The organism is Caecibacter sp. AF58-12pH5A, from assembly GCF_027681725.1.
GTDB lineage: Bacteria > Bacillota > Negativicutes > Veillonellales > Megasphaeraceae > Megasphaera > Megasphaera hominis.
This window is the reverse complement of the sequence record NZ_JAQDBC010000043.1, coordinates 1-17527: the sequence shown is the minus strand read 5'-3', so window position 1 is coordinate 17527 and position 17527 is coordinate 1. Positions and strand designations below refer to the sequence as shown.

The 17527-nt window shown below is 48.8% G+C and carries 22 protein-coding genes; 18 read left to right on the top strand and 4 right to left on the bottom strand.

What is annotated here, in order from left to right; translation table 11 throughout:
* Positions 1 to 223: 223 nt before the first annotated feature.
* The 9 genes from thiL (at position 224) to groL (ending at position 8068) form a co-directional block, all read left to right on the top strand.
* Positions 224 to 1198, top strand: coding sequence for a thiamine-phosphate kinase (gene thiL / locus PGX44_RS12535; RefSeq protein WP_498855620.1), 975 nt, complete (start codon positions 224 to 226; stop codon positions 1196 to 1198).
* A 5-nt stretch (positions 1199 to 1203) separates the two neighbouring features.
* Complete coding sequence (tsaE, locus tag PGX44_RS12530) at positions 1204 to 1674, top strand: tRNA (adenosine(37)-N6)-threonylcarbamoyltransferase complex ATPase subunit type 1 TsaE (protein ID WP_498855619.1); 471 nt, start codon at positions 1204 to 1206, stop codon at positions 1672 to 1674.
* Positions 1658 to 2368 (top strand): tRNA (adenosine(37)-N6)-threonylcarbamoyltransferase complex dimerization subunit type 1 TsaB, encoded by a 711-nt coding sequence (gene tsaB, locus PGX44_RS12525; RefSeq protein ID WP_498855618.1) that lies wholly within the window; start codon positions 1658 to 1660, stop codon positions 2366 to 2368. Before tsaE ends, tsaB begins: the two co-directional genes overlap by 17 nt.
* A complete protein-coding gene (rimI, locus tag PGX44_RS12520) occupies positions 2365 to 2829 on the top strand; it encodes a ribosomal protein S18-alanine N-acetyltransferase (RefSeq protein ID WP_186502366.1) in 465 nt (154 codons plus the stop codon). Before tsaB ends, rimI begins: the two co-directional genes overlap by 4 nt.
* 14 nt (positions 2830 to 2843) lie before the next feature.
* Positions 2844 to 3857, top strand: a complete 1014-nt coding sequence (gene tsaD, locus PGX44_RS12515; RefSeq protein ID WP_186502355.1) for a tRNA (adenosine(37)-N6)-threonylcarbamoyltransferase complex transferase subunit TsaD — start codon at positions 2844 to 2846, stop codon at positions 3855 to 3857.
* 10 nt (positions 3858 to 3867) lie between these two features.
* Complete coding sequence (locus tag PGX44_RS12510; RefSeq protein ID WP_498855617.1) at positions 3868 to 5289, top strand: histidine kinase N-terminal domain-containing protein; 1422 nt, start codon at positions 3868 to 3870, stop codon at positions 5287 to 5289.
* A 1-nt stretch (position 5290) separates the two neighbouring features.
* Complete coding sequence (locus PGX44_RS12505) at positions 5291 to 5875, top strand: ANTAR domain-containing response regulator (protein WP_498855616.1); 585 nt, start codon at positions 5291 to 5293, stop codon at positions 5873 to 5875.
* A 217-nt stretch (positions 5876 to 6092) separates the two neighbouring features.
* Entirely contained in the window at positions 6093 to 6374 is a 282-nt protein-coding gene (gene groES / locus PGX44_RS12500; RefSeq protein ID WP_186502352.1) for a co-chaperone GroES, read from the top strand.
* Positions 6375 to 6439: 65 nt separating this feature from the next.
* A complete protein-coding gene (gene groL, locus PGX44_RS12495) occupies positions 6440 to 8068 on the top strand; it encodes a chaperonin GroEL (RefSeq protein WP_186502351.1) in 1629 nt (542 codons plus the stop codon).
* 129 nt (positions 8069 to 8197) lie between these two features.
* Here the strand turns inward: groL and PGX44_RS12490 are convergent, their stop codons facing one another.
* From PGX44_RS12490 to PGX44_RS12475, 4 genes are all read right to left on the bottom strand, one after another.
* Positions 8198 to 9376: a site-specific integrase gene (locus tag PGX44_RS12490; protein WP_288201576.1), complete on the bottom strand. Its 1179-nt coding sequence runs from the start codon at positions 9374 to 9376 to the stop codon at positions 8198 to 8200.
* 168 nt (positions 9377 to 9544) lie between these two features.
* A complete protein-coding gene (locus PGX44_RS12485; RefSeq protein WP_498855615.1) occupies positions 9545 to 9988 on the bottom strand; it encodes a hypothetical protein in 444 nt (147 codons plus the stop codon).
* A gap of 12 nt (positions 9989 to 10000) precedes the next feature.
* Complete coding sequence (locus PGX44_RS12480) at positions 10001 to 10531, bottom strand: sunset domain-containing protein (RefSeq protein ID WP_498855614.1); 531 nt, start codon at positions 10529 to 10531, stop codon at positions 10001 to 10003.
* A 9-nt stretch (positions 10532 to 10540) separates the two neighbouring features.
* Positions 10541 to 11173 carry a LexA family protein gene (locus PGX44_RS12475; RefSeq protein ID WP_498855613.1) on the bottom strand — a complete coding sequence of 211 codons (633 nt, stop codon included), beginning with the start codon at positions 11171 to 11173 and terminating at the stop codon, positions 10541 to 10543.
* Positions 11174 to 11712: 539 nt separating this feature from the next.
* Between PGX44_RS12475 and PGX44_RS12470 the strand changes: the two genes are divergently transcribed.
* From PGX44_RS12470 to PGX44_RS12430, 9 genes are all read left to right on the top strand, one after another.
* On the top strand, positions 11713 to 12198 hold the full coding sequence (locus PGX44_RS12470; RefSeq protein ID WP_498855612.1) for a Rha family transcriptional regulator: 486 nt from the start codon (positions 11713 to 11715) through the stop codon (positions 12196 to 12198).
* 35 nt (positions 12199 to 12233) lie between these two features.
* Complete coding sequence (locus PGX44_RS12465; RefSeq protein ID WP_498855611.1) at positions 12234 to 12542, top strand: hypothetical protein; 309 nt, start codon at positions 12234 to 12236, stop codon at positions 12540 to 12542.
* Between the two features lie 99 nt (positions 12543 to 12641).
* The gene (locus PGX44_RS12460) at positions 12642 to 13454 is read left to right on the top strand and encodes a phage antirepressor KilAC domain-containing protein (protein WP_498855610.1); all 813 of its coding nucleotides are present in this window, start codon (positions 12642 to 12644) and stop codon (positions 13452 to 13454) included.
* Positions 13455 to 13500: 46 nt separating this feature from the next.
* Positions 13501 to 13734 (top strand): hypothetical protein, encoded by a 234-nt coding sequence (locus PGX44_RS12455; RefSeq protein ID WP_498855609.1) that lies wholly within the window; start codon positions 13501 to 13503, stop codon positions 13732 to 13734.
* A complete protein-coding gene (locus tag PGX44_RS12450; RefSeq protein WP_498855608.1) occupies positions 13685 to 14020 on the top strand; it encodes a LysM peptidoglycan-binding domain-containing protein in 336 nt (111 codons plus the stop codon). Before PGX44_RS12455 ends, PGX44_RS12450 begins: the two co-directional genes overlap by 50 nt.
* Positions 14021 to 14107: 87 nt before the next feature.
* Positions 14108 to 15070 (top strand): YqaJ viral recombinase family nuclease, encoded by a 963-nt coding sequence (locus PGX44_RS12445; protein ID WP_498855607.1) that lies wholly within the window; start codon positions 14108 to 14110, stop codon positions 15068 to 15070.
* A 15-nt stretch (positions 15071 to 15085) separates the two neighbouring features.
* Positions 15086 to 15985: a recombinase RecT gene (locus PGX44_RS12440; protein WP_498855606.1), complete on the top strand. Its 900-nt coding sequence runs from the start codon at positions 15086 to 15088 to the stop codon at positions 15983 to 15985.
* Positions 15986 to 16032: 47 nt separating this feature from the next.
* Positions 16033 to 16944, top strand: coding sequence for a phage replisome organizer N-terminal domain-containing protein (locus PGX44_RS12435; RefSeq protein WP_498855605.1), 912 nt, complete (start codon positions 16033 to 16035; stop codon positions 16942 to 16944).
* Positions 16883 to 17431 (top strand): hypothetical protein, encoded by a 549-nt coding sequence (locus tag PGX44_RS12430; protein ID WP_498855604.1) that lies wholly within the window; start codon positions 16883 to 16885, stop codon positions 17429 to 17431. Before PGX44_RS12435 ends, PGX44_RS12430 begins: the two co-directional genes overlap by 62 nt.
* Positions 17432 to 17527 lie beyond the last annotated feature (96 nt).

Here is a 17527-nt window from a genome sequence, read left to right as displayed (position 1 = left end):
GATAGAGTGACTGACTACGAATCAGTAGGTCTAGGGTTCGAATCCCTACCGGGTCACCACATGAAAAACCTGCAGCATTTTGTTGCAGGTTTTTTGTTATACACAAAAGACTTTTTGTCAGACTGGTGACAGGATAAGGCAGGCCGTCATTTACTTTTATAGGGATTTTGATTAAAATAATATAGTTAAGTGGTCTAACTGTATATTTCTATAGGAGACGCGTATGAAAATTTCAGAGATAGGTGAATTCGGTTTCATTGATGAAATAAAAGATAACACATTATTTAATCCGGATCCCGTCGTCATCGGGATCGGTGATGACGGAGCTGTTTATAAGACGACACAGGGAATGGAACAGATTGCCGTCATCGACACGATGGTAGAAAACAGTCATTTCATTATTGGCCGGACCGGTGAGTGGTATGACGTAGGCTATAAGGCTGTAGCCTCTAACTTAAGTGATATTGCCGCTATAGGCGGTATACCGACACATATCGTCTTGTCTACGGCGTTCCGCCCTGACATGGATGTAGACGACGTCATTGCTTTATATAAAGGCATTAAAGATATTTGCCGTACCTATAAGGTTAATATTTTAGGCGGCGATACGGTTACGTCCCAAGAAGGGGCCGTCATCACAGTGGCTGCCTTTGGCGAAATCGAAGCAGGAAAAGCGTTGCTCCGTAGTGGTGCCCAGGCGGGAGACGTGGTGGCTGTATCACATACGATTGGCAACTCCGGTGCCGGTCTGGATGTTATGCTGCATGGTGCAGACGGCTACGACGAACTCAAAAAAGCACACCGTTTTCCGGAACCGCAAATTGCCCTGGGACGGCTTTTGGTAAAACACCATTGCCACAGTTTGAATGATATTAGTGACGGATTGGCCAGTGAAGCAAACGAAATAGCTAAAGCCAGTGGCGTCCGTTTAGTCCTGCAATACGAGGCCCTCCCGATTAGTGAAGAATTACAGCGCTGGGCTGCTGCTTCGGGAACGCAGGCCGGCAAGTTTGTCTTTACCGGCGGCGAAGATTATGAATTGGTATTTACCATGTCGTCTGCCGATTTCGCACAGCTCCAGGCAGAGTTCCCGGCTGTGACTGCTATTGGTACGGTAGAAGCCGGCCCTGCTGAGGTTGTTCTTTGTCAGGGCGGGAAACGGGAACTGTTACCGGCAGCGGGCTGGACACATTTTTAAGGAGGATGATTATGGACGTAACCACACATGGGGAAGCAGAAACAATTGCTCTGGGTGAAGCCTTGGGCCCTGTTTTAAAGGCCGGTGATGTTTTTGCCCTGCAAGGTGATTTAGGTGCCGGAAAAACACATTTTGTCCAAGGCATTGCCAAGGGCATGGGAATTACGGATACGGTTGTCAGTCCGACCTTTACGATCCTCAATTTCTATGAACACGCCCTGCCCTTACAGCATTTTGATTTTTATCGTCTTGAAGAAGAGGCTGAACTGGATAACCTGGGCTTTGATGATTACCTGCCTGGTGGTGTTACGGTCATCGAGTGGTCAGAGAAGTTTCCTGACCGCTTGCCTGCTGATGCTGCGATTATCCGCATCGATAAAGTCAGCGTTACAGACAGAGTGTTTCATTTTGATTTCCAGGGAAGCCGCTGGGCTTCTGTAGAAAAAGAGGTAGAAAATTATGTTACTAGCCATTGAAACGTCGAGTCTTGTATCGAGTGTGGCGCTCTTACATGAACAGACATTACGGGCTGAATTAACGATACAGGCACGCCTGACTCACTCGGAACAGCTTATGCCACATATTGCAGATATGCTGGAAAAGGCGTCTGTTCCTAAAACGGCTATCGATGCCGTTGCCGTCTCCATCGGCCCTGGCTCTTTTACGGGCCTGCGTATTGGAATGGCTTCCGCTAAGGGGCTGTCCTTCGGCTGGAACGTACCGCTTATTGGCATTGAAACGCCGACGGCCTTGGCCTGGAATTTTATAGGTGCCAAAGATCCTGTGTGTGTCCTCATCGATGCCCAAAAGGGGAACGTCTATATGTCCCTTTATGAATGGCAGGGCACGCACCTGCAGGAATTGGAACCGGTCCAGGTTGCCCCGCTGACAGAGGTGCTGGCACAGCTGGCAACGCTTGGCAAAGCCGTTGTCTTTTGTGGCGACGGCAGCCTTTTAGGGCGCGCACAAATTGAAGCTGCGTCGCCGCAGTTCCGCCTGGCCCCGCCGACGATGGTTATCCCTCGGGCCGGCAGTCTGGCCCTGGCAGCAGACGAGCGCTACAGCCGTCAGGACGTCGACGACTGCATGACCCTTACACCAGCCTACAAACGGCGCAGTGAAGCAGAGGTTCTCTGGGAAAAGAGACATGGCAGGGCCTTATGTCTATGATCGTACGGCCGGCTACACCGGAAGATGCCCAGGGCATTTATGAGGTCGAAACGGAATCCTTCTCCGTTCCCTGGCGACGGGAAACGATAGACCGGGAACTGGCCAATACGGAGGTAACCCGCTACTATGTCCTGGTTCGTCCAGATGGGCGGATTGAAGGCTACGCAGGTCTATGGCGGGTCGTCGATGAAGGGCAGGTTACCAATATTGCCTTACGCAAAGAAGTACGCCGCCAGGGCTATGGCGAATTATTAGTGCGCGTTATGATGGAAGCTGCCTATGAAGAAGGCTGTACCGATATCTTTTTGGAGGTGCGCTTTTCCAACCTGCCGGCTCTGTCGCTATACCGAAAATTAGGCTATGAGGTTCTGTCTATACGGAAGAAATATTACTCTGACCCGGAAGAAGATGCCTATGTCATGGACTGTAAAAAAGAAAAGTACCACTGGGTCGTCAAATAATAGGAGAATGATACATGTATACATTAGCATTGGAAACGAGCTGTGATGAAACGTCTGCTGCTGTCATTGAAGACGGCCGTCACATCCTTTCGAATATCATTTCTACACAGGTACCGATACATCGAAAATTTGGTGGTGTCGTACCGGAAATCGCGTCGCGCCAGCATATCGAATATGTTATGCCGGTTATCAAAGAAGCCCTGGATGAAGCCAAGGTCAGCCTGCAGGCGATTGACCATATTGGCGTCACCTATGGACCGGGTCTCGTCGGCGCCCTGCTCGTCGGTGTAGCAGCAGCCAAAGCGCTGAGCTTTGCTCTGGATAAACCCCTCGTCGGCGTCAATCATATGGAGGGTCATATTTTTGCCAATTTCCTGAGCAATCCCGGGTTAGAACCGCCCTTTTTGACCCTCGTCGTTTCTGGCGGTCATACACAGCTGGTCAAAATCAATGGCTACAACTCCTTTGAGCTCCTGGGGCAAACCCGTGACGATGCAGCCGGTGAAGCCTTCGATAAAATTGCCCGCGTCATGGGCTATCCGTATCCGGGCGGTCCCCAGATCGACGCCCTGGCCAAGGAAGGGAACGCCGATGCCATTGTTTTTCCTAAAGCCTTGCACGAAAAGCACAACTTCGAATTCAGCTTTAGCGGCCTGAAATCGGCTGTGCTCAACTACCTGCATACGCAGGAACAGCGCCATGAAACGTATGACCCGAAGGATGTTGCTGCGAGCTTCCAAAAGACGGTAGTCGAAACGCTGGTGGAAAAGACCATGGATGCAGCCCAGTGCACGGGTATGAAAAAAATTGCCCTTGCCGGCGGGGTTGCCGCCAATAGCGGCCTCGGTGCAGCCATGGCAGCAGCCTGTGCCAAACGGGGCTATAGCCTTTATAAGCCGAGCAAGATCCTCTGCACGGACAATGGCGCCATGATAGGCTGCCGTGCCTATTATATGGCTCAGGCCGGGATCTTTGCTGACCTGACACTCAATGCCAAGCCGGCCCTGTCTATTATGACCAAGCAATGAGGTGGCGTCTATGGCTACGATAGAAACGATTTGTCAGACCGGGAGCTCCCTTTCCGATGTGCAAATACGGATTCTTCAAAATAGTGAAGAGCTGCTGCAATTTTCCAGCGATCTATCCCATCGGGAGGTCTTTGTCTACGTACCGGGGAAACAAAGAGAAACGATGATTTTAGCGGCACACCGCCAGCCTTTTTCCCGGCGCCGCCAGGGTGAACCGCAAAAGACAACGGCAGGAGCCCAGGTGACGGTCTATGATGAACCCCTGGTGTGGCGTGTCTTTCAGACCGGCAATCCCTTGCGTGGTGCGAAAGAAACGTATTATGGCCGTACAGAGCCCATCCAGTGTTATCCCTTTGTTGATAACGGCGGCCTTACGATCGGTGTCGTATCCTTTGTGGGTAATGTAGAAAAAGGACGGGATCTGCTTACGGAAACGGCTTTTCTAGCCCTGCAGGTGCCACTTACGGAGCATTCTGATCAATTATACAAGAACTTATCCCTGCAAGACGGCATTATTCTCGTCAATGGCAACGGCGTCATTCTCTATGCCGACGAAATGGCCGAAAGTATTATGCGTTTGCGTGGCACAGTCCGGGAGTTGACAGGGGAAACCATTTATAATAGTGAAATCAATCTGTCCGGCGTCAAGCATGCCATTGAAACGCGCCAAGGCTCTGTAGGGGATGTGCGGCACGGCCAGAATATCTTTACGCGGCGCATCATTCCTATCCTGCGCCGAGGCCACATCGATAGGATTATCGCCATTATTACGGAGCGAACCGAGCTGCGGCAAAAAGAAGAAGAGCTTATGGTGAAGACATCGGTTATCAAGGAAATTCACCATCGCGTAAAAAACAATCTGCAGACCATTGCCGGCCTGCTACGCATGCAAATGCGGCGTGTCCAGAGCCAGGAAGCCAAAGATGCCCTCAATGAAAGCCTGAACCGCATCGTCAGTATTTCCCTCGTCCATGAAACGCTATCCCGCCATGACGAAGAAATCATCGATGTATCAGAAATTGCCGAACGTCTCCTGTTCCTCGTCCTGCACAGCCTGTCCGGTAGTGAAAGCCGCATTGTGCCGTCCTTTCACGGCGAAAAGATGATGCTGCCTTCTGCTGCAGCTACATCGTTAGCTCTCGTCTTAAATGAATTGATAACCAATGCCGTCCTGCACGGCTTTGCTGGCCGCAGTGAAGGGCATTTACAGGTGACCTTGTCCCGTCAGGGCGACCGGGCCCTGATCGTAGTCCGTGATGACGGCTGCGGCATGGCCGTGCAGCAGGAAAAAGAGGGGAGAAAGCATTTGGGATTACAAATTGTCCATACGTTAGTAGAAAAGGATTTGCAGGGAACGGTGCTCTTTGCTCCTAACAATCCGGAAGGGACGGAAGTGACAATTTGTTTTCCGCTAACTAAAGGGGGAAATTGATATGGCATACCGTGTCGTCATTGGTGACGATGAATCGATTATCCGTATGGATCTGGCAGAAATGCTGGAAGATGCAGGCCATCAGGTCGTAGGGGAAGCCGCAGATGGTGTAGAAGCATTGGCGTTAGTACGACGGGAAAATCCGGATATTGTCATTTTAGACATTAAGATGCCTCGTTTAGACGGTATCCACGCGGCCCGCATGATTGCTCACGAACAACTGGCGCCGGTACTGCTCCTGACAGCATACAGCCAGAAGGACATTATTGACAAAGCTACCGATTCAGGTGTACTGGGGTATTTGGTCAAGCCCGTATCACCGACGAATCTCTTTCCGGCTATTGAAGTAGCCATTGCCCAGTTCAAACGGCAACAGGAGATGAATAAGCAGCTTGACCAGATGAATGAAGAAATAGAAACGCGCAAGGTCGTCGAACGGGCTAAGGGCCTTCTGATGGAGTTATATCATATTCCGGAAGAAGAGGCATACCGCCGCTTGCAGCAATATAGCATGAAGAAACGAATCTCCCTGAAAAGCGTGGCTGAAGCCGTAATTACGAGTGCCATGAAGGAAAAAAACAAATAAGCAGACCCGAACCGGCAGGTATCCTGCCGGTTATTTTTTATCGCATAATCGGCCAGATTATCCCTTTGGTAAAGGCTGTTTCAAGGGTATGTCTTTTTTTTGAAAAAAGTATTGACTTTTTTACCTTTGGTGAGTAATATATATATTGTAGTTAGCACTCGGACATAGTGAGTGCTAATAAATTAAAAGACATGTAACACTAAGGGAGGAATATAAAATGTTAAAACCGTTAGGAGACCGAGTAGTCATTCGTGTATTAGAACAGGAAGAAAAAACTGCCAGCGGTATTTTCTTGCCGGATACGGCAAAAGAAAAACCTTGCGAAGGTGAAATCGTTGCTGCAGGCCCGGGCAAACTTCAGGAAGACGGAAGCCGCGTTGCCTTAGACGTAAAAGCAGGCGATAAAGTTATTTTCTCCAAATATGCAGGAACAGAAGTAAAATACGAAGGTGAAAAGCTCCTGATCGTCAGCGAACGGGATATCCTCGCTATTCTCTAATTTTACGCTCATACATAGTGGACGAAACAGAATTCTAATCTTATTCATATAGGAGAGTGTGTACAATGGCAAAACAGATTTTGTTCAATGAAGATGCACGCCGTGCCCTCGGCAAAGGCGTTGATGCATTAGCAAACGCGGTTAAAGTTACATTAGGGCCTAAAGGCCGTAACGTCGTTCTCGACAAAAAATTCGGCGCTCCGACGATTACCAACGATGGTGTAACCATTGCCCGTGATATCGAATTGGAAGATCCCTTTGAAAACATGGGCGCCCAGCTCGTTAAAGAAGTAGCTACAAAGACCAACGACGTTGCCGGCGACGGCACGACGACAGCTACCCTCTTGGCTCAGGCCATGATCCAGGAAGGCATGCGCAACGTAGCAGCCGGTGCTAACCCGATGATCCTCAAACGCGGCATTGAAAAGGCTGTTGCTAAATTGGTTGATGAAATCAAAAAACGCTCCATTGCCGTATCGGATAAAGCTTCTATCGCCCAGGTAGCTTCCATTTCTGCCGGTGACGAAGAAGTAGGCCGCCTCATTGCTGAAGCCATGGAAAAAGTTGGCAAAGATGGCGTTATTACTGTTGAAGAATCGAAGACTATGGGTACGCAGCTTTCCGTTGTTGAAGGCATGCAGTTCGACCGTGGCTATATCTCCCCGTACATGGCTACAGACGGCGAAAAGATGGAAGCCGTTATGTCCGAACCGTACATCCTCATTACGGACCGTAAGATCGCTTCCATTCAGGAAATGCTGCCGGTTCTGGAAAAAGTCGTTCAGGCTGGTAAAGAACTCCTGATCATCGCTGAAGATGTAGAAGGCGAAGCTCTGGCAACACTCGTAGTCAACAAACTGCGTGGTACCTTTAAAGCTGTAGCAGTTAAAGCTCCTGGCTTTGGTGACCGCCGTAAAGCGATGCTCCAGGATATTGCCGTACTCACCGGTGCGAACGTAATCTCCGAAGATGTAGGCCGTAAACTCGACAGCATCACCATGGCTGACCTCGGCTCGGCCCGCCAGGTCCGCGTAACCAAAGACGAAACGACTATCGTAGAAGGCCACGGCGATTCGGCTGCTATCAAAGAACGCGTTGCCCAGATCAAAGCCCAGATTGCTGAAACGACGTCTGATTTCGATAAAGAAAAACTCCAGGAACGTCTGGCTAAAATGTCCGGCGGCGTAGCTGTTATCGAAGTAGGTGCTGCTACGGAAGTAGAACTGAAAGATAAGAAGCTCCGTCTGGAAGATGCCCTGAACGCAACCCGCGCTGCTGTTGAAGAAGGTATCGTAGCCGGCGGCGGCACAACCTTCATCGACATCCTTCCGGCTCTGGATGAATTCCAGGAAGAAGGCGACGTACAGACAGGTATCAACCTCGTAAAACGCGCTGTTGAAGAACCGGTTCGTCAGATTGCTACGAACGCAGGTCTCGAAGGCTCGGTTATCGTAGCTAAAGTAAAAGCTGCTGATGACGGCGTAGGCTTCAATGCCCTTAAAGAAGAATACGTAGACATGGTTAAAGCTGGTATCGTTGATCCGGCTAAAGTAACCCGTACAGCTCTGCAGAACGCTGCTTCTATTGCAGCCCTCGTTCTGACAACGGAAACCCTCGTAGCTGACAAACCGGAACAGACTCCGGCAGCTCCGGTACCGCCGGCTGGCATGGGCGGCATGCCTGGCATGATGTAAATAAAAATTAAAAAGTGCTGTAAATACGATAACCAAGGCGTTTATAAGGCCTTGAAAATCGCACTCAGAGAACAAAACGAGAACCAAAAAATAAGCCTCTTGCGAAATCAATCGCAAGGGGCTGTTTTTTTATGCCTTATTTAGCAGTTTATCAAACTTTTCTGCCGTCTCTGTGGCCAATGTTTTTGTGATGTGCAGATATATCTGCCGCGTAATCGTATCGTCGGCATGGCCTAATCGCTTCATGATTTGTACCAGGTCTATCCCGGCCTCTGCCAGCAGTGACGCATGGGTATGACGGAAAATATGGGGGTGTATGTGAAGGCTCACCGGGTTATCCATCAAACGCTGAATACGGTCTATGCGAGTTTGTACGAGTCTCTGGGTAAGAGGATGGCCAGGGTGGGCAGGAGCCGTAAAAACAAATCCCAATTTACTGCCCTTGGGATAGTGCCACAGCTCTTTATATTCAATCCGGAGCCTAGAGACTTGGAACTTGAATTCAGCCAGTACCTTTTCCAGGTGTGCCGGCATGGTGACCACTCGGACCGATGTTTCTGTTTTCGGAGGGAGAAGCTCATATTTTTCAGCGTTATTCGTCGGATTGTAAAGCGTCTTGGATACTTTGACCGCATTCTTCTTGAAGTCTATATCTTCCCAGGTGAGAGCCAGGGCCTCTCCAATCCGCAAGCCCGTATAAGCCAGCAGCATAAATAAAGGATAATCGGGCGTGATTCCTTTTTCCTTCGCTGTCTGCAGGAAATCGAGAAGCTGAGATTTTTCCAGATAGGCAGGCACGTTTTCGTCTGGATCTACGATCTTCCGCTTCGGCCGGGGAACCGTAGCGAATTCCGTCGGATCTGAATAAATAAGCTCGTATTCTATGGCCCGCTTGAAAATCATTTTAGCCGTAGCATGGATTCCTGAAATTGTATTCGGAGCCAGCGTTTTGGTGAGAGACAATAAGGCGTCCTGATATTGCTTCTTATGAATTTCTTGAACGGGGATTTTTTCAAAGTACCGGTTCAGATGGCCAAGCTGGTGCTTTCGAATCCGAACAGAGGATACTTTAGCAGTAATCGCGTATGCCTTTAGCCACTCTTTTGCAAAATCACCAAACGTCACAGCTTCCGGACGTGCGAATCCTTTAGTCCGATACTGCTGCAGTGCTTCCTCCCCAGCTATCCTGGCATCCTTTGCCCGCTTGAAACCACCTTTTTCTTTCTGCTGCCGTTTCCCCGTTCGTGGGTTTTTACCGATGTCAATTTTGTAGGCCCATAGTCCAGATGGCTTTTTGTAAACGTGCATGATTTACCTCCTTTCTTATGTTACATCTTCCGCCTCGTCTCGACGTTTTTTATCCTAATAGACCATTTTCCCGATGTCAGGAAAATAGTCTATGTTATTTCAGCAATGGCGATGGCCATGACGATTTATGATAGATTGATACTATACAATTAGTCAGGCTTTACGTGATTAGTATGCAATATGTCCTGGATTGGCTTTAATGTCTTTTATGTAGGCCCGCTTGGCATCACGCCCAACTAATGCATTGACTTTATCACGCATTACTTCTCCGAGAGTATCAGGGACAATATTTTCCGTATGGCTGGTAGTATTTTCATACACATTCGTACTATCCCCGTGGAAAACATAATAAGCCGTTGAAATGATCTTATTTGTTGTGAAATTTATTAAAACATGTTGCGTTACAGTCTTGTTATCTTCAGGATATACACGTTTTATATATAAATCTGCTGTATCTGTATCGGCATTGTAAGACAATGTTTTAATATCTACATACGTTGAAAAATCTCTATTGGAAGATATCCAATACCATCTATTCGTATTGGTTGCGAATACTGTACTTGATAATGATATTATCAATAGTAATATGGCAATTATTTTTTTCATATTCATGTTGAATCAGTCCTATCTTTTAGCGGCTCTATACCCAGCGGCTTCTGCTTCTTCAGGTGTTGAGAACCAGGCTTCGGGGATAGTTCTGTTGTAAGATGCACTACCAGGCATATGATATATTTTTTCACCTTTTTTATTTATGTTCCCTTTGATTGTTTCACCATTTGGGCCAGTAGTACCGCCTCTGACAACAGGAGCGGCTTTTTTGGTTGAAGTGCTATTAGTTGTCGCCTTATTTGATGGTAAAGTTCCATTTGTGACTTTATTGGCATCCGATTTTGTTTGTTGTGCCTGCTCCGTTTGTTTGGTTTGTACGGGTACGGATTGCTTTTGCGTTTCTGGCTGGTTAAGTTTGCTCCATGCCTGTGTACATACAACCACAAAAAATGTTAATACTGCAATCTGCAATAATTTTTTGCGAGTATATTCTGAACGATGCATATAAAGAAATACTAATCCGATAGGCCAACAGCAAATGAGCATTAGCCACATAAACCATTTCTTTCGATACCATTTAACTTCATTGTTTTTGTCATTATCCATTTTTTTACCTCAAAATTTTCCTCTCAGTTCTACGACTTTCCCAAGTATCTGCACGGGAAGGTTTTTTATTTCTTTGTTTGAGTAAAAGTGTGGCTCGTAAACAGATGTATTTGTTGCAATCAGTGTGATACCTTCTTCCTGCTTTTTCACGCGTTTCACGGTGGCCTCGTTGCCATTGACCAAAACGATGGCGATATCTCCTGACTCTACGTCATCCTGCCGGCGGACAATAACGACGTCGCCTTCCATCATCCGCGGTTCCATCGAGTGGCCGCGGATTTTTAATGCAAAAAATTCGCCCGTTGCGGCGAGTTCCGGGGTGATTTCCTCGTAGTCCAGGATCTCTTCCACGGCTTCGATGGGGATGCCTGCCACGACGCGACCCAGGACCGGGATGGGTACTCCTCGCCCCGTACGTTTAGGATAAATAGTTGTTCTTGATGTGGTTATGCCCATGAGCCAGTCAAAAGAAACATCGAAATATGAACAGATTTTCTTTTTAATAGCATCATCTGGTGTGCTTTTATCATGCTCATAGAGAGAGATTGTTGATTTGGAGATTCCCAGAACCCTGCCAAGTTCATCTCCTGTCATTTTTCTTTCTAATCTCAGTTCTTTTATTCTGCTTCCCAATGTACTCATAAAGACACCACCTTTTTAAGTTCAAGAATTATAAACCGTTTTCTTTAATGTACCCTATAATTTGAATTTTGTAAACATCAGTTTTAGAAACTTCAACAAAAGTATTGACAGTTTGAGTTACTTCAACTATAATATACTTAGGAAGTTTGATGAACATAAACTTCCTAAGACAACTTAATATCATCCCCGTTGTTATGTAGCAACGGAAATGGCAATAAGCAGGAATGTTGTTAAACAACCTCTTGCTAGCTTATAAACTGGTGTGGCGATGGTAATTTCCGCGTAGGCAGGCCATTATTAAGGACAAGTAGAAATAAAAGAAAGTTTATGAGGTGATAAAATGCCGACTCTTAAAGAATATAGAGTACGAAAATGCTTGACGCAGACACAAGTAGCCCACGAATTAGGCTATAAAGGTAAGAGTGGGTATTGTTTGCTTGAACAAGGTAAAGTCAAGATGAGACTTGATGTAGCCTTTAGATTGAAAAAAATCCTCGGACTCACAAAGAAAGAATTCGAGGACCTTATTTATAACTTGAATGTTTGAGTTTCTCAAACAATATAGTAACCAAAATGAACAAACATATCCGATGTACCTCATGAACCGCGACGGCTTTTCATTGCTGGTTATGGGATTCACCGGACAGAAAGCCCTGGAATGGAAACTGAAATTTCTTGAAGCTTTCAATGCCATGGAAAAAGAAATCCGCAAACAGCAGGCCGTACCGAAGATTTCCCCGAACCCGCATTACCGTACGCGGATGATCAAGACAGCGGTAAAGGATGCGGCCGACACGGCAGCCATGATCGCCGATACCTTCGGCGTCAAGAAGCCAATGGCCATGACAGCAGCCATGCAGATGGTCGGGAAAGCCTACGGCGTCGATATACTGGCGTATAAAACAGGGGTATCACAACGCTATATAGCGTTTATTGAAGCCAATCAGCGAACCCCATCCTTTAAATTGGCCTTGAAAATTTCAAAGGCTTTAGGTGAAAAAGTTGACCCCATTTTTTTTCCATAAAAATGTACAAAATGTACACTTAGGAGGTGAGCAGCATGAAACAATTTCATCAAATGTATAGCGAGGAGACTGGGAATCCGCTCACGATAGAATGGCGGATTTACAGTGTCCCGCAAGTACGGCCGGAAGCGCCGATGGATGACCAGCCCAAAACCTACGGCGGTCGGACCATCAACGTCTACGACGCTATCCGGCAAATCTACAACACCGTGATGAGCCAGCACGTCCGGAATGGCTCTGCATGCGTGACGGATAACGAGGGATACACACACTTTTTTAGTATCCCGGACCTGCGCATCATCCGGCAAGCCCTGGAGGGCTACGGCATCGAAGAGGAGGAATGAAGCCCATGGAAATCACCAATACGGACCTGGATGTCGAAGGCATCCGGGCAAGGGCCAGGGAATCGTTTGAACTGGGGAAAGGATAAGGAGGGAAAGAATATGAACGAATTGCAGATTTTCAAGAAACAAGAATTCGGACAGATTAGAACCATCGTCATCGATGGCGAACCGTGGTTCGTCGGGAAGGACGTTGCAACTTCTCTGGGATACGCTAAGCCGGAAAACGCCATTGCTAACCACGTTGATGATGATGATAAAACCAGTACCCTGATTCAGGGGAGTGGTTCCAATTACAAGAGTAAGGCAATCATCATCAATGAATCCGGCTTATACAGCCTGATCCTTTCCAGCAAGCTCCCGACGGCGAAGAAGTTCAAACGCTGGGTAACGAGCGAAGTATTGCCGGCCATCCGTAAGCACGGCGGCTACCTCACACCGGAGAAAGTCGAAGAAGCTCTCCTGAATCCGGACACCCTCATCAAGCTGGCACAGCGGCTCAAGGAAGAAACAGCGGCGCGGAAGAACGCCGAATTGGAAGCAGCAGGGTACAAACAGATACTTGGCGAGCTGAAACCGAAAGCCGACTATACAGACCGCATCCTTGCCAGTAAAGGGACCGTGCCGACCACGGCCATTGCGAAAGACTATGGCATGAGTGCGGCGGCATTCAATCGCCTGCTCCATGAATACGGGGTCATCTACAAAATCGGTAAGCAGTGGTTCCTGTACGCCAAGTATCAGGCGAAAGGTTACACGCACAGCAAGACGCTCGCCTTCCGGCACAGCGACGGGCGGCCGGACTGCAATATCCAGACGGGATGGACACAGAAAGGGCGGCTCTTCCTGTATGAATTCCTGAAAGGCAAAAAAGTCCTGCCGATGATTGAGCAGGACGACGAAGAGGCAGTATAAGGAGGCGGATACCATGATTCTCTCCGGGAGGAGAAAGGAGGAAATCATGAATCATGACATTTACAAGGGATTGCCACCAATCTTAACGGCTAAAGATGTGTCCGAATTCTTAAGGATTGGCATGAATCAAGCCTACAAGATTATCAATGAAATTGGGTTCAGGTATGGGCGTACCGTCCGGTGTACAAAAACCCAGTTAATTGGCTTCGTGGAAGGAGGTGGGAAAAGCCATGAAGACGATGAAGATTTACGATCATGGACTGACCAGGTCAAAGCGTAAGCCGCGTTTCCGGGCCGTCCGAAGTGCGATGGCCATCGTGGCCGCCTTCGGAGTCGGGCTGTATCTCGGTAGCACGACGCCCTGGGCTAACGCAGAAACGGTCGCCGCTGATACAGCTATCGTCCACATTGTGGATGACAATGAAACGCTGTGGGAAATCGCTGGCCCTGTAGCAGACAAGACCGGCCAGGATATCCGGGAGGTCATCTACCAGATTCAGGTCAACAATGACCTGGGTCCGAACCCAACGTTAAAACCAGGCCAGCGCCTGGTCATCCGTTACTGAAAAAAGGCCGCTGCCTGAGCTACCAGACAACGGCCACATACCAAAAAAAGTTCAATCTCATTATACCAGAAAAAGGAGAGGAAAACCATGGCTTATCGTAACTGTGATTTAATACTGTCGGTCCGGGAGGCCGAAAAGGACCATGATAAATGGCTCAAGACCCGCGACATGGGTATCGGGGGCAGTGATGCCGCCGTGATCCTGGGGCTGAATAAGTACAAAAGCCCTTATAAGCTCTGGCTGGAAAAAACGGGGCAGGCCGACCCAGAAGACCTTACAGGGAATATGAGCGTCTACTGGGGAACAAAGAATGAACCAGCTATTGCCAACTGGTTCCAGGAAGAAACGGGCAAAAAGGTCCGGAAACTGGGGACACTGCAGAACCGCAACTTTCCCTTCATGCTGGCCAATGTAGACCGGGAGGTCGTCGGGGAGAATGCCGGTCTGGAAATCAAGACCGCCGGCGTCAGCCAATACAAGAAATGGCAGGGCGACGAAATCCCGGATGCCTACTACTGCCAATGCCTTCACTATATGGCCGTGACCGGTGCCGACCGCTGGTATATCGCGGTCCTCATCGGCGGGAACGACCCCATCTATAAGGTGGTTGAACGGAACGAGCAGGATATACAGGCACTGATTTCCGCAGAACGGGAATTCTGGGGCCTCGTGCAGACACACACAGCCCCGCCGATTGATGGGAGCGTGTCCTGCGCCCAGGCACTGGCTGACCGCTATCATGGGGAAGATAGATCCATCGTCCTGCCGGATGATGCGGCACAGATTATCGACGACCTGCGCGGAGATAAGGAAATCCTGGAGCAGTTGAAAGCACAGATTACACTTCGTGAAAACCAGCTGAAGGACATGCTGGGAGAAGCGGAAGTCGGGACGGTCGGCGATTACCGGGTCACCTGGAAGACGACGAATCCCAGGGAAACCTGCTCCCTTTCCAAGCTCAAAAAAGCGGCGCCGGACATCTACCAGACGCTGCGTGACAAAGGCTTCATTTCTATTGGCAAAGCAAGCCGACGCTTTGCCATCAAATAAAAGGAGGAATTATTTATGAATACTAAGGGTGGACTTACGAAGAAGACGGCACAGGTACAGCAGATGCAGCAGAAAGACACGAGCCTTAAAGGGCTCATCAAGGCTATGGAACCGCAAATCAAAAAGGCCCTGCCGTCGGTATTGACGCCGGAACGCTTTACGAGGATGGTCTTCACGGCCCTCTCGACGAACCCGCAATTACAGCAGTGCACGCCAGCCAGCTTCCTGGGGGCCATGATGCAGGCGGCACAGTTAGGCCTGGAACCGAATACGCCGCTCGGAGAAGCGTATTTGATTCCCTATCGGAACAAAGGGGAATTAGAATGCCAATTCCAGATTGGCTACAAAGGGCTGATTGATCTGGCGTACCGCAGCGGGGACATCAAGGACATCCAGGCACACGAAGTATATGAAAACGACTTATTCGAATACGAATACGGCCTGGAACCGAAACTCCGGCATGTGCCGGCCATCAAGAACCGGGGCGACGTCATCATGTACTATGCCGTATTCCATATGACCAACGGCGGCTATGGCTTCGAAGTGATGAGTAAGGAAGACATCATCCAGCATGCCAAGAAGACGAGCCAGTCTTTCAGCTCTTCCTATTCGCCATGGAACAAGTATTTCGACGAAATGGCGAAAAAGACGGTTATCAAGAAAGTATTGAAATACGCACCGGTCAAGACGGAATTCGTCCGGGCCATCGCGGCAGATGAAACCATCAAATCGACCCTCTCGGAACACATGGTCGATGAAGAAGGCGAAACCGTCACCATCGACACGGAAGCGGAAACTATGCCGGCCGATGAAACCGTACCTGACAGTGTGGATCCGAAAACAGGGGAAGTCAAAAAACAGACAGCCCAGGAAAAGCAGGACGATGCCGTCCTTGAAGCATCACTCGATATGTAAAAGAACATGGGGCAGTGGGAAGCCGCTGCCCCACATATGAGGTAACTATGAGCACAGAAAATAAACGTTTCTACTGGATTAAGCTACGAGAAAACTTCTTCCAGCAGGAAACCATAGACTGGCTGATGGAACAGGAAAACGGGAGCGCTTATATTGTCTTATATCTCAAAATGTGCTTGCTGACGGCGAATACCTCCGGAGAGCTCATCAGAACCATTGGAAATATGACGATCCCTTACGAGCCGAAAAAAATTTCCCAGAAAACAGGCTTTGACATTGACACGGTGAACGTCGCATTATCCCTTTTCAAGCACTTAGGACTTATCGAAGAAACACAGGAAGGAATACCCGTCATGCCAGAAGTCAAAAATATGGTTGGTAGTGAATCCGAATCAGCCGCACGAGTCCGAAAGTATCGCAAGAAGAAAAAGACGTTACAAAGTAACACTGAGGTAACAAATAAGGCGTTACAAAGTAACGTAGAGATTAGAGATAAGAGTATAGAGTATAGAGATAAGAGTAAAGAGAATAGAGAGGAGAAAGTAGAAAGTAGAAAGAAAGAAACCGGAACATCCGACGACGGCTTGAAAGACGCCGTCAATGCCTACCGAAAAAACATTTACCCAATGCCGGGTGAAATGGATCTGGAAAAGCTCAAGGCCATGGCCGAGGACTTTGGCAGTGATCTGGTCCTCAAGGCGATTGATAGAGCCGTTACCCGGAACAAGCGGAGCCTGGCATACATCCATGGCATATTGAAAAGCTGGCAGGCCGGCGGCTATGATGATGAAAACACAGCCCGGCCACAGCCAACGCCGCGCAATAGCAAAAAGGAAGCGATTGATACCGTGAACCGCCTGATGGCGGAATACCAAGCCAAGGAAGGAGAGGAGAAAGATGACAACGGAAGTATCGACCCTGCGAGCGATTGGTCTTTTGCAACTGGCGTACAAAAATGATCTCCCGGAGGAACGGCTTCGTTTCTACGTAGAGATGTTAAAAGACATCCCGACGCCGGCCCTGTCGGCCGGCGTCAAATATTGCATCAATCACTGTACGTTTTTGCCGACCATTGCCGAAATCCGGGCCGCCTCGGAAAAGGTGGCTACCCTGGCGATGGGCACGAAGCCCATTGATAGCGCCACCGCCTGGGGCAAGGTCCAGAAGGCCATCGCCGCCGTCGGCTATACCGGCGTGCCGGCATTCGACGACCCGGTGACGCAGCGCGTCGTCGAACGGTTCGGCTGGAAAGAAATCTGCCAGACGCCGACCGATGACACGGCCATCCTGCGGGCCCAGTTCCGCAAAGCCTACGAATCGGAAGCGGCCCATGTGGCCGAGGTGAAGGAATTCGCCGCTTCCGGCGTCCCGGTCCACCCGCGTATCCAACAGGCTATAGCCGCTGTAACGGCCGCCACAGCGCTTCCAGGAGGGAAAAAAGTTTGATGCAAGCCGCTTTTAAAGCAGCTGGGAGGGAAAAAAATATGAAGATATCGGAACTACGAAATATGACAGACTCGGAATTAAAGGAATTAGCCAAGC

Coding starts and splice junctions, on each gene's coding strand:
- thiL (WP_498855620.1), top strand. CDS start 224: ATGAAAATTTCAGAGATAGGTGAATTCGGTTTCATTGATGAAATAAAA.
- tsaE (WP_498855619.1), top strand. CDS start 1,204: ATGATTATGGACGTAACCACACATGGGGAAGCAGAAACAATTGCTCTG.
- tsaB (WP_498855618.1), top strand. CDS start 1,658: ATGTTACTAGCCATTGAAACGTCGAGTCTTGTATCGAGTGTGGCGCTC.
- rimI (WP_186502366.1), top strand. CDS start 2,365: ATGATCGTACGGCCGGCTACACCGGAAGATGCCCAGGGCATTTATGAG.
- tsaD (WP_186502355.1), top strand. CDS start 2,844: ATGTATACATTAGCATTGGAAACGAGCTGTGATGAAACGTCTGCTGCT.
- PGX44_RS12510 (WP_498855617.1), top strand. CDS start 3,868: ATGGCTACGATAGAAACGATTTGTCAGACCGGGAGCTCCCTTTCCGAT.
- PGX44_RS12505 (WP_498855616.1), top strand. CDS start 5,291: ATGGCATACCGTGTCGTCATTGGTGACGATGAATCGATTATCCGTATG.
- groES (WP_186502352.1), top strand. CDS start 6,093: ATGTTAAAACCGTTAGGAGACCGAGTAGTCATTCGTGTATTAGAACAG.
- groL (WP_186502351.1), top strand. CDS start 6,440: ATGGCAAAACAGATTTTGTTCAATGAAGATGCACGCCGTGCCCTCGGC.
- PGX44_RS12490 (WP_288201576.1), bottom strand. CDS start 9,376: ATGCACGTTTACAAAAAGCCATCTGGACTATGGGCCTACAAAATTGAC.
- PGX44_RS12485 (WP_498855615.1), bottom strand. CDS start 9,988: ATGAATATGAAAAAAATAATTGCCATATTACTATTGATAATATCATTA.
- PGX44_RS12480 (WP_498855614.1), bottom strand. CDS start 10,531: ATGGATAATGACAAAAACAATGAAGTTAAATGGTATCGAAAGAAATGG.
- PGX44_RS12475 (WP_498855613.1), bottom strand. CDS start 11,173: ATGAGTACATTGGGAAGCAGAATAAAAGAACTGAGATTAGAAAGAAAA.
- PGX44_RS12470 (WP_498855612.1), top strand. CDS start 11,713: ATGTTTGAGTTTCTCAAACAATATAGTAACCAAAATGAACAAACATAT.
- PGX44_RS12465 (WP_498855611.1), top strand. CDS start 12,234: ATGAAACAATTTCATCAAATGTATAGCGAGGAGACTGGGAATCCGCTC.
- PGX44_RS12460 (WP_498855610.1), top strand. CDS start 12,642: ATGAACGAATTGCAGATTTTCAAGAAACAAGAATTCGGACAGATTAGA.
- PGX44_RS12455 (WP_498855609.1), top strand. CDS start 13,501: ATGAATCATGACATTTACAAGGGATTGCCACCAATCTTAACGGCTAAA.
- PGX44_RS12450 (WP_498855608.1), top strand. CDS start 13,685: ATGAAGACGATGAAGATTTACGATCATGGACTGACCAGGTCAAAGCGT.
- PGX44_RS12445 (WP_498855607.1), top strand. CDS start 14,108: ATGGCTTATCGTAACTGTGATTTAATACTGTCGGTCCGGGAGGCCGAA.
- PGX44_RS12440 (WP_498855606.1), top strand. CDS start 15,086: ATGAATACTAAGGGTGGACTTACGAAGAAGACGGCACAGGTACAGCAG.
- PGX44_RS12435 (WP_498855605.1), top strand. CDS start 16,033: ATGAGCACAGAAAATAAACGTTTCTACTGGATTAAGCTACGAGAAAAC.
- PGX44_RS12430 (WP_498855604.1), top strand. CDS start 16,883: ATGACAACGGAAGTATCGACCCTGCGAGCGATTGGTCTTTTGCAACTG.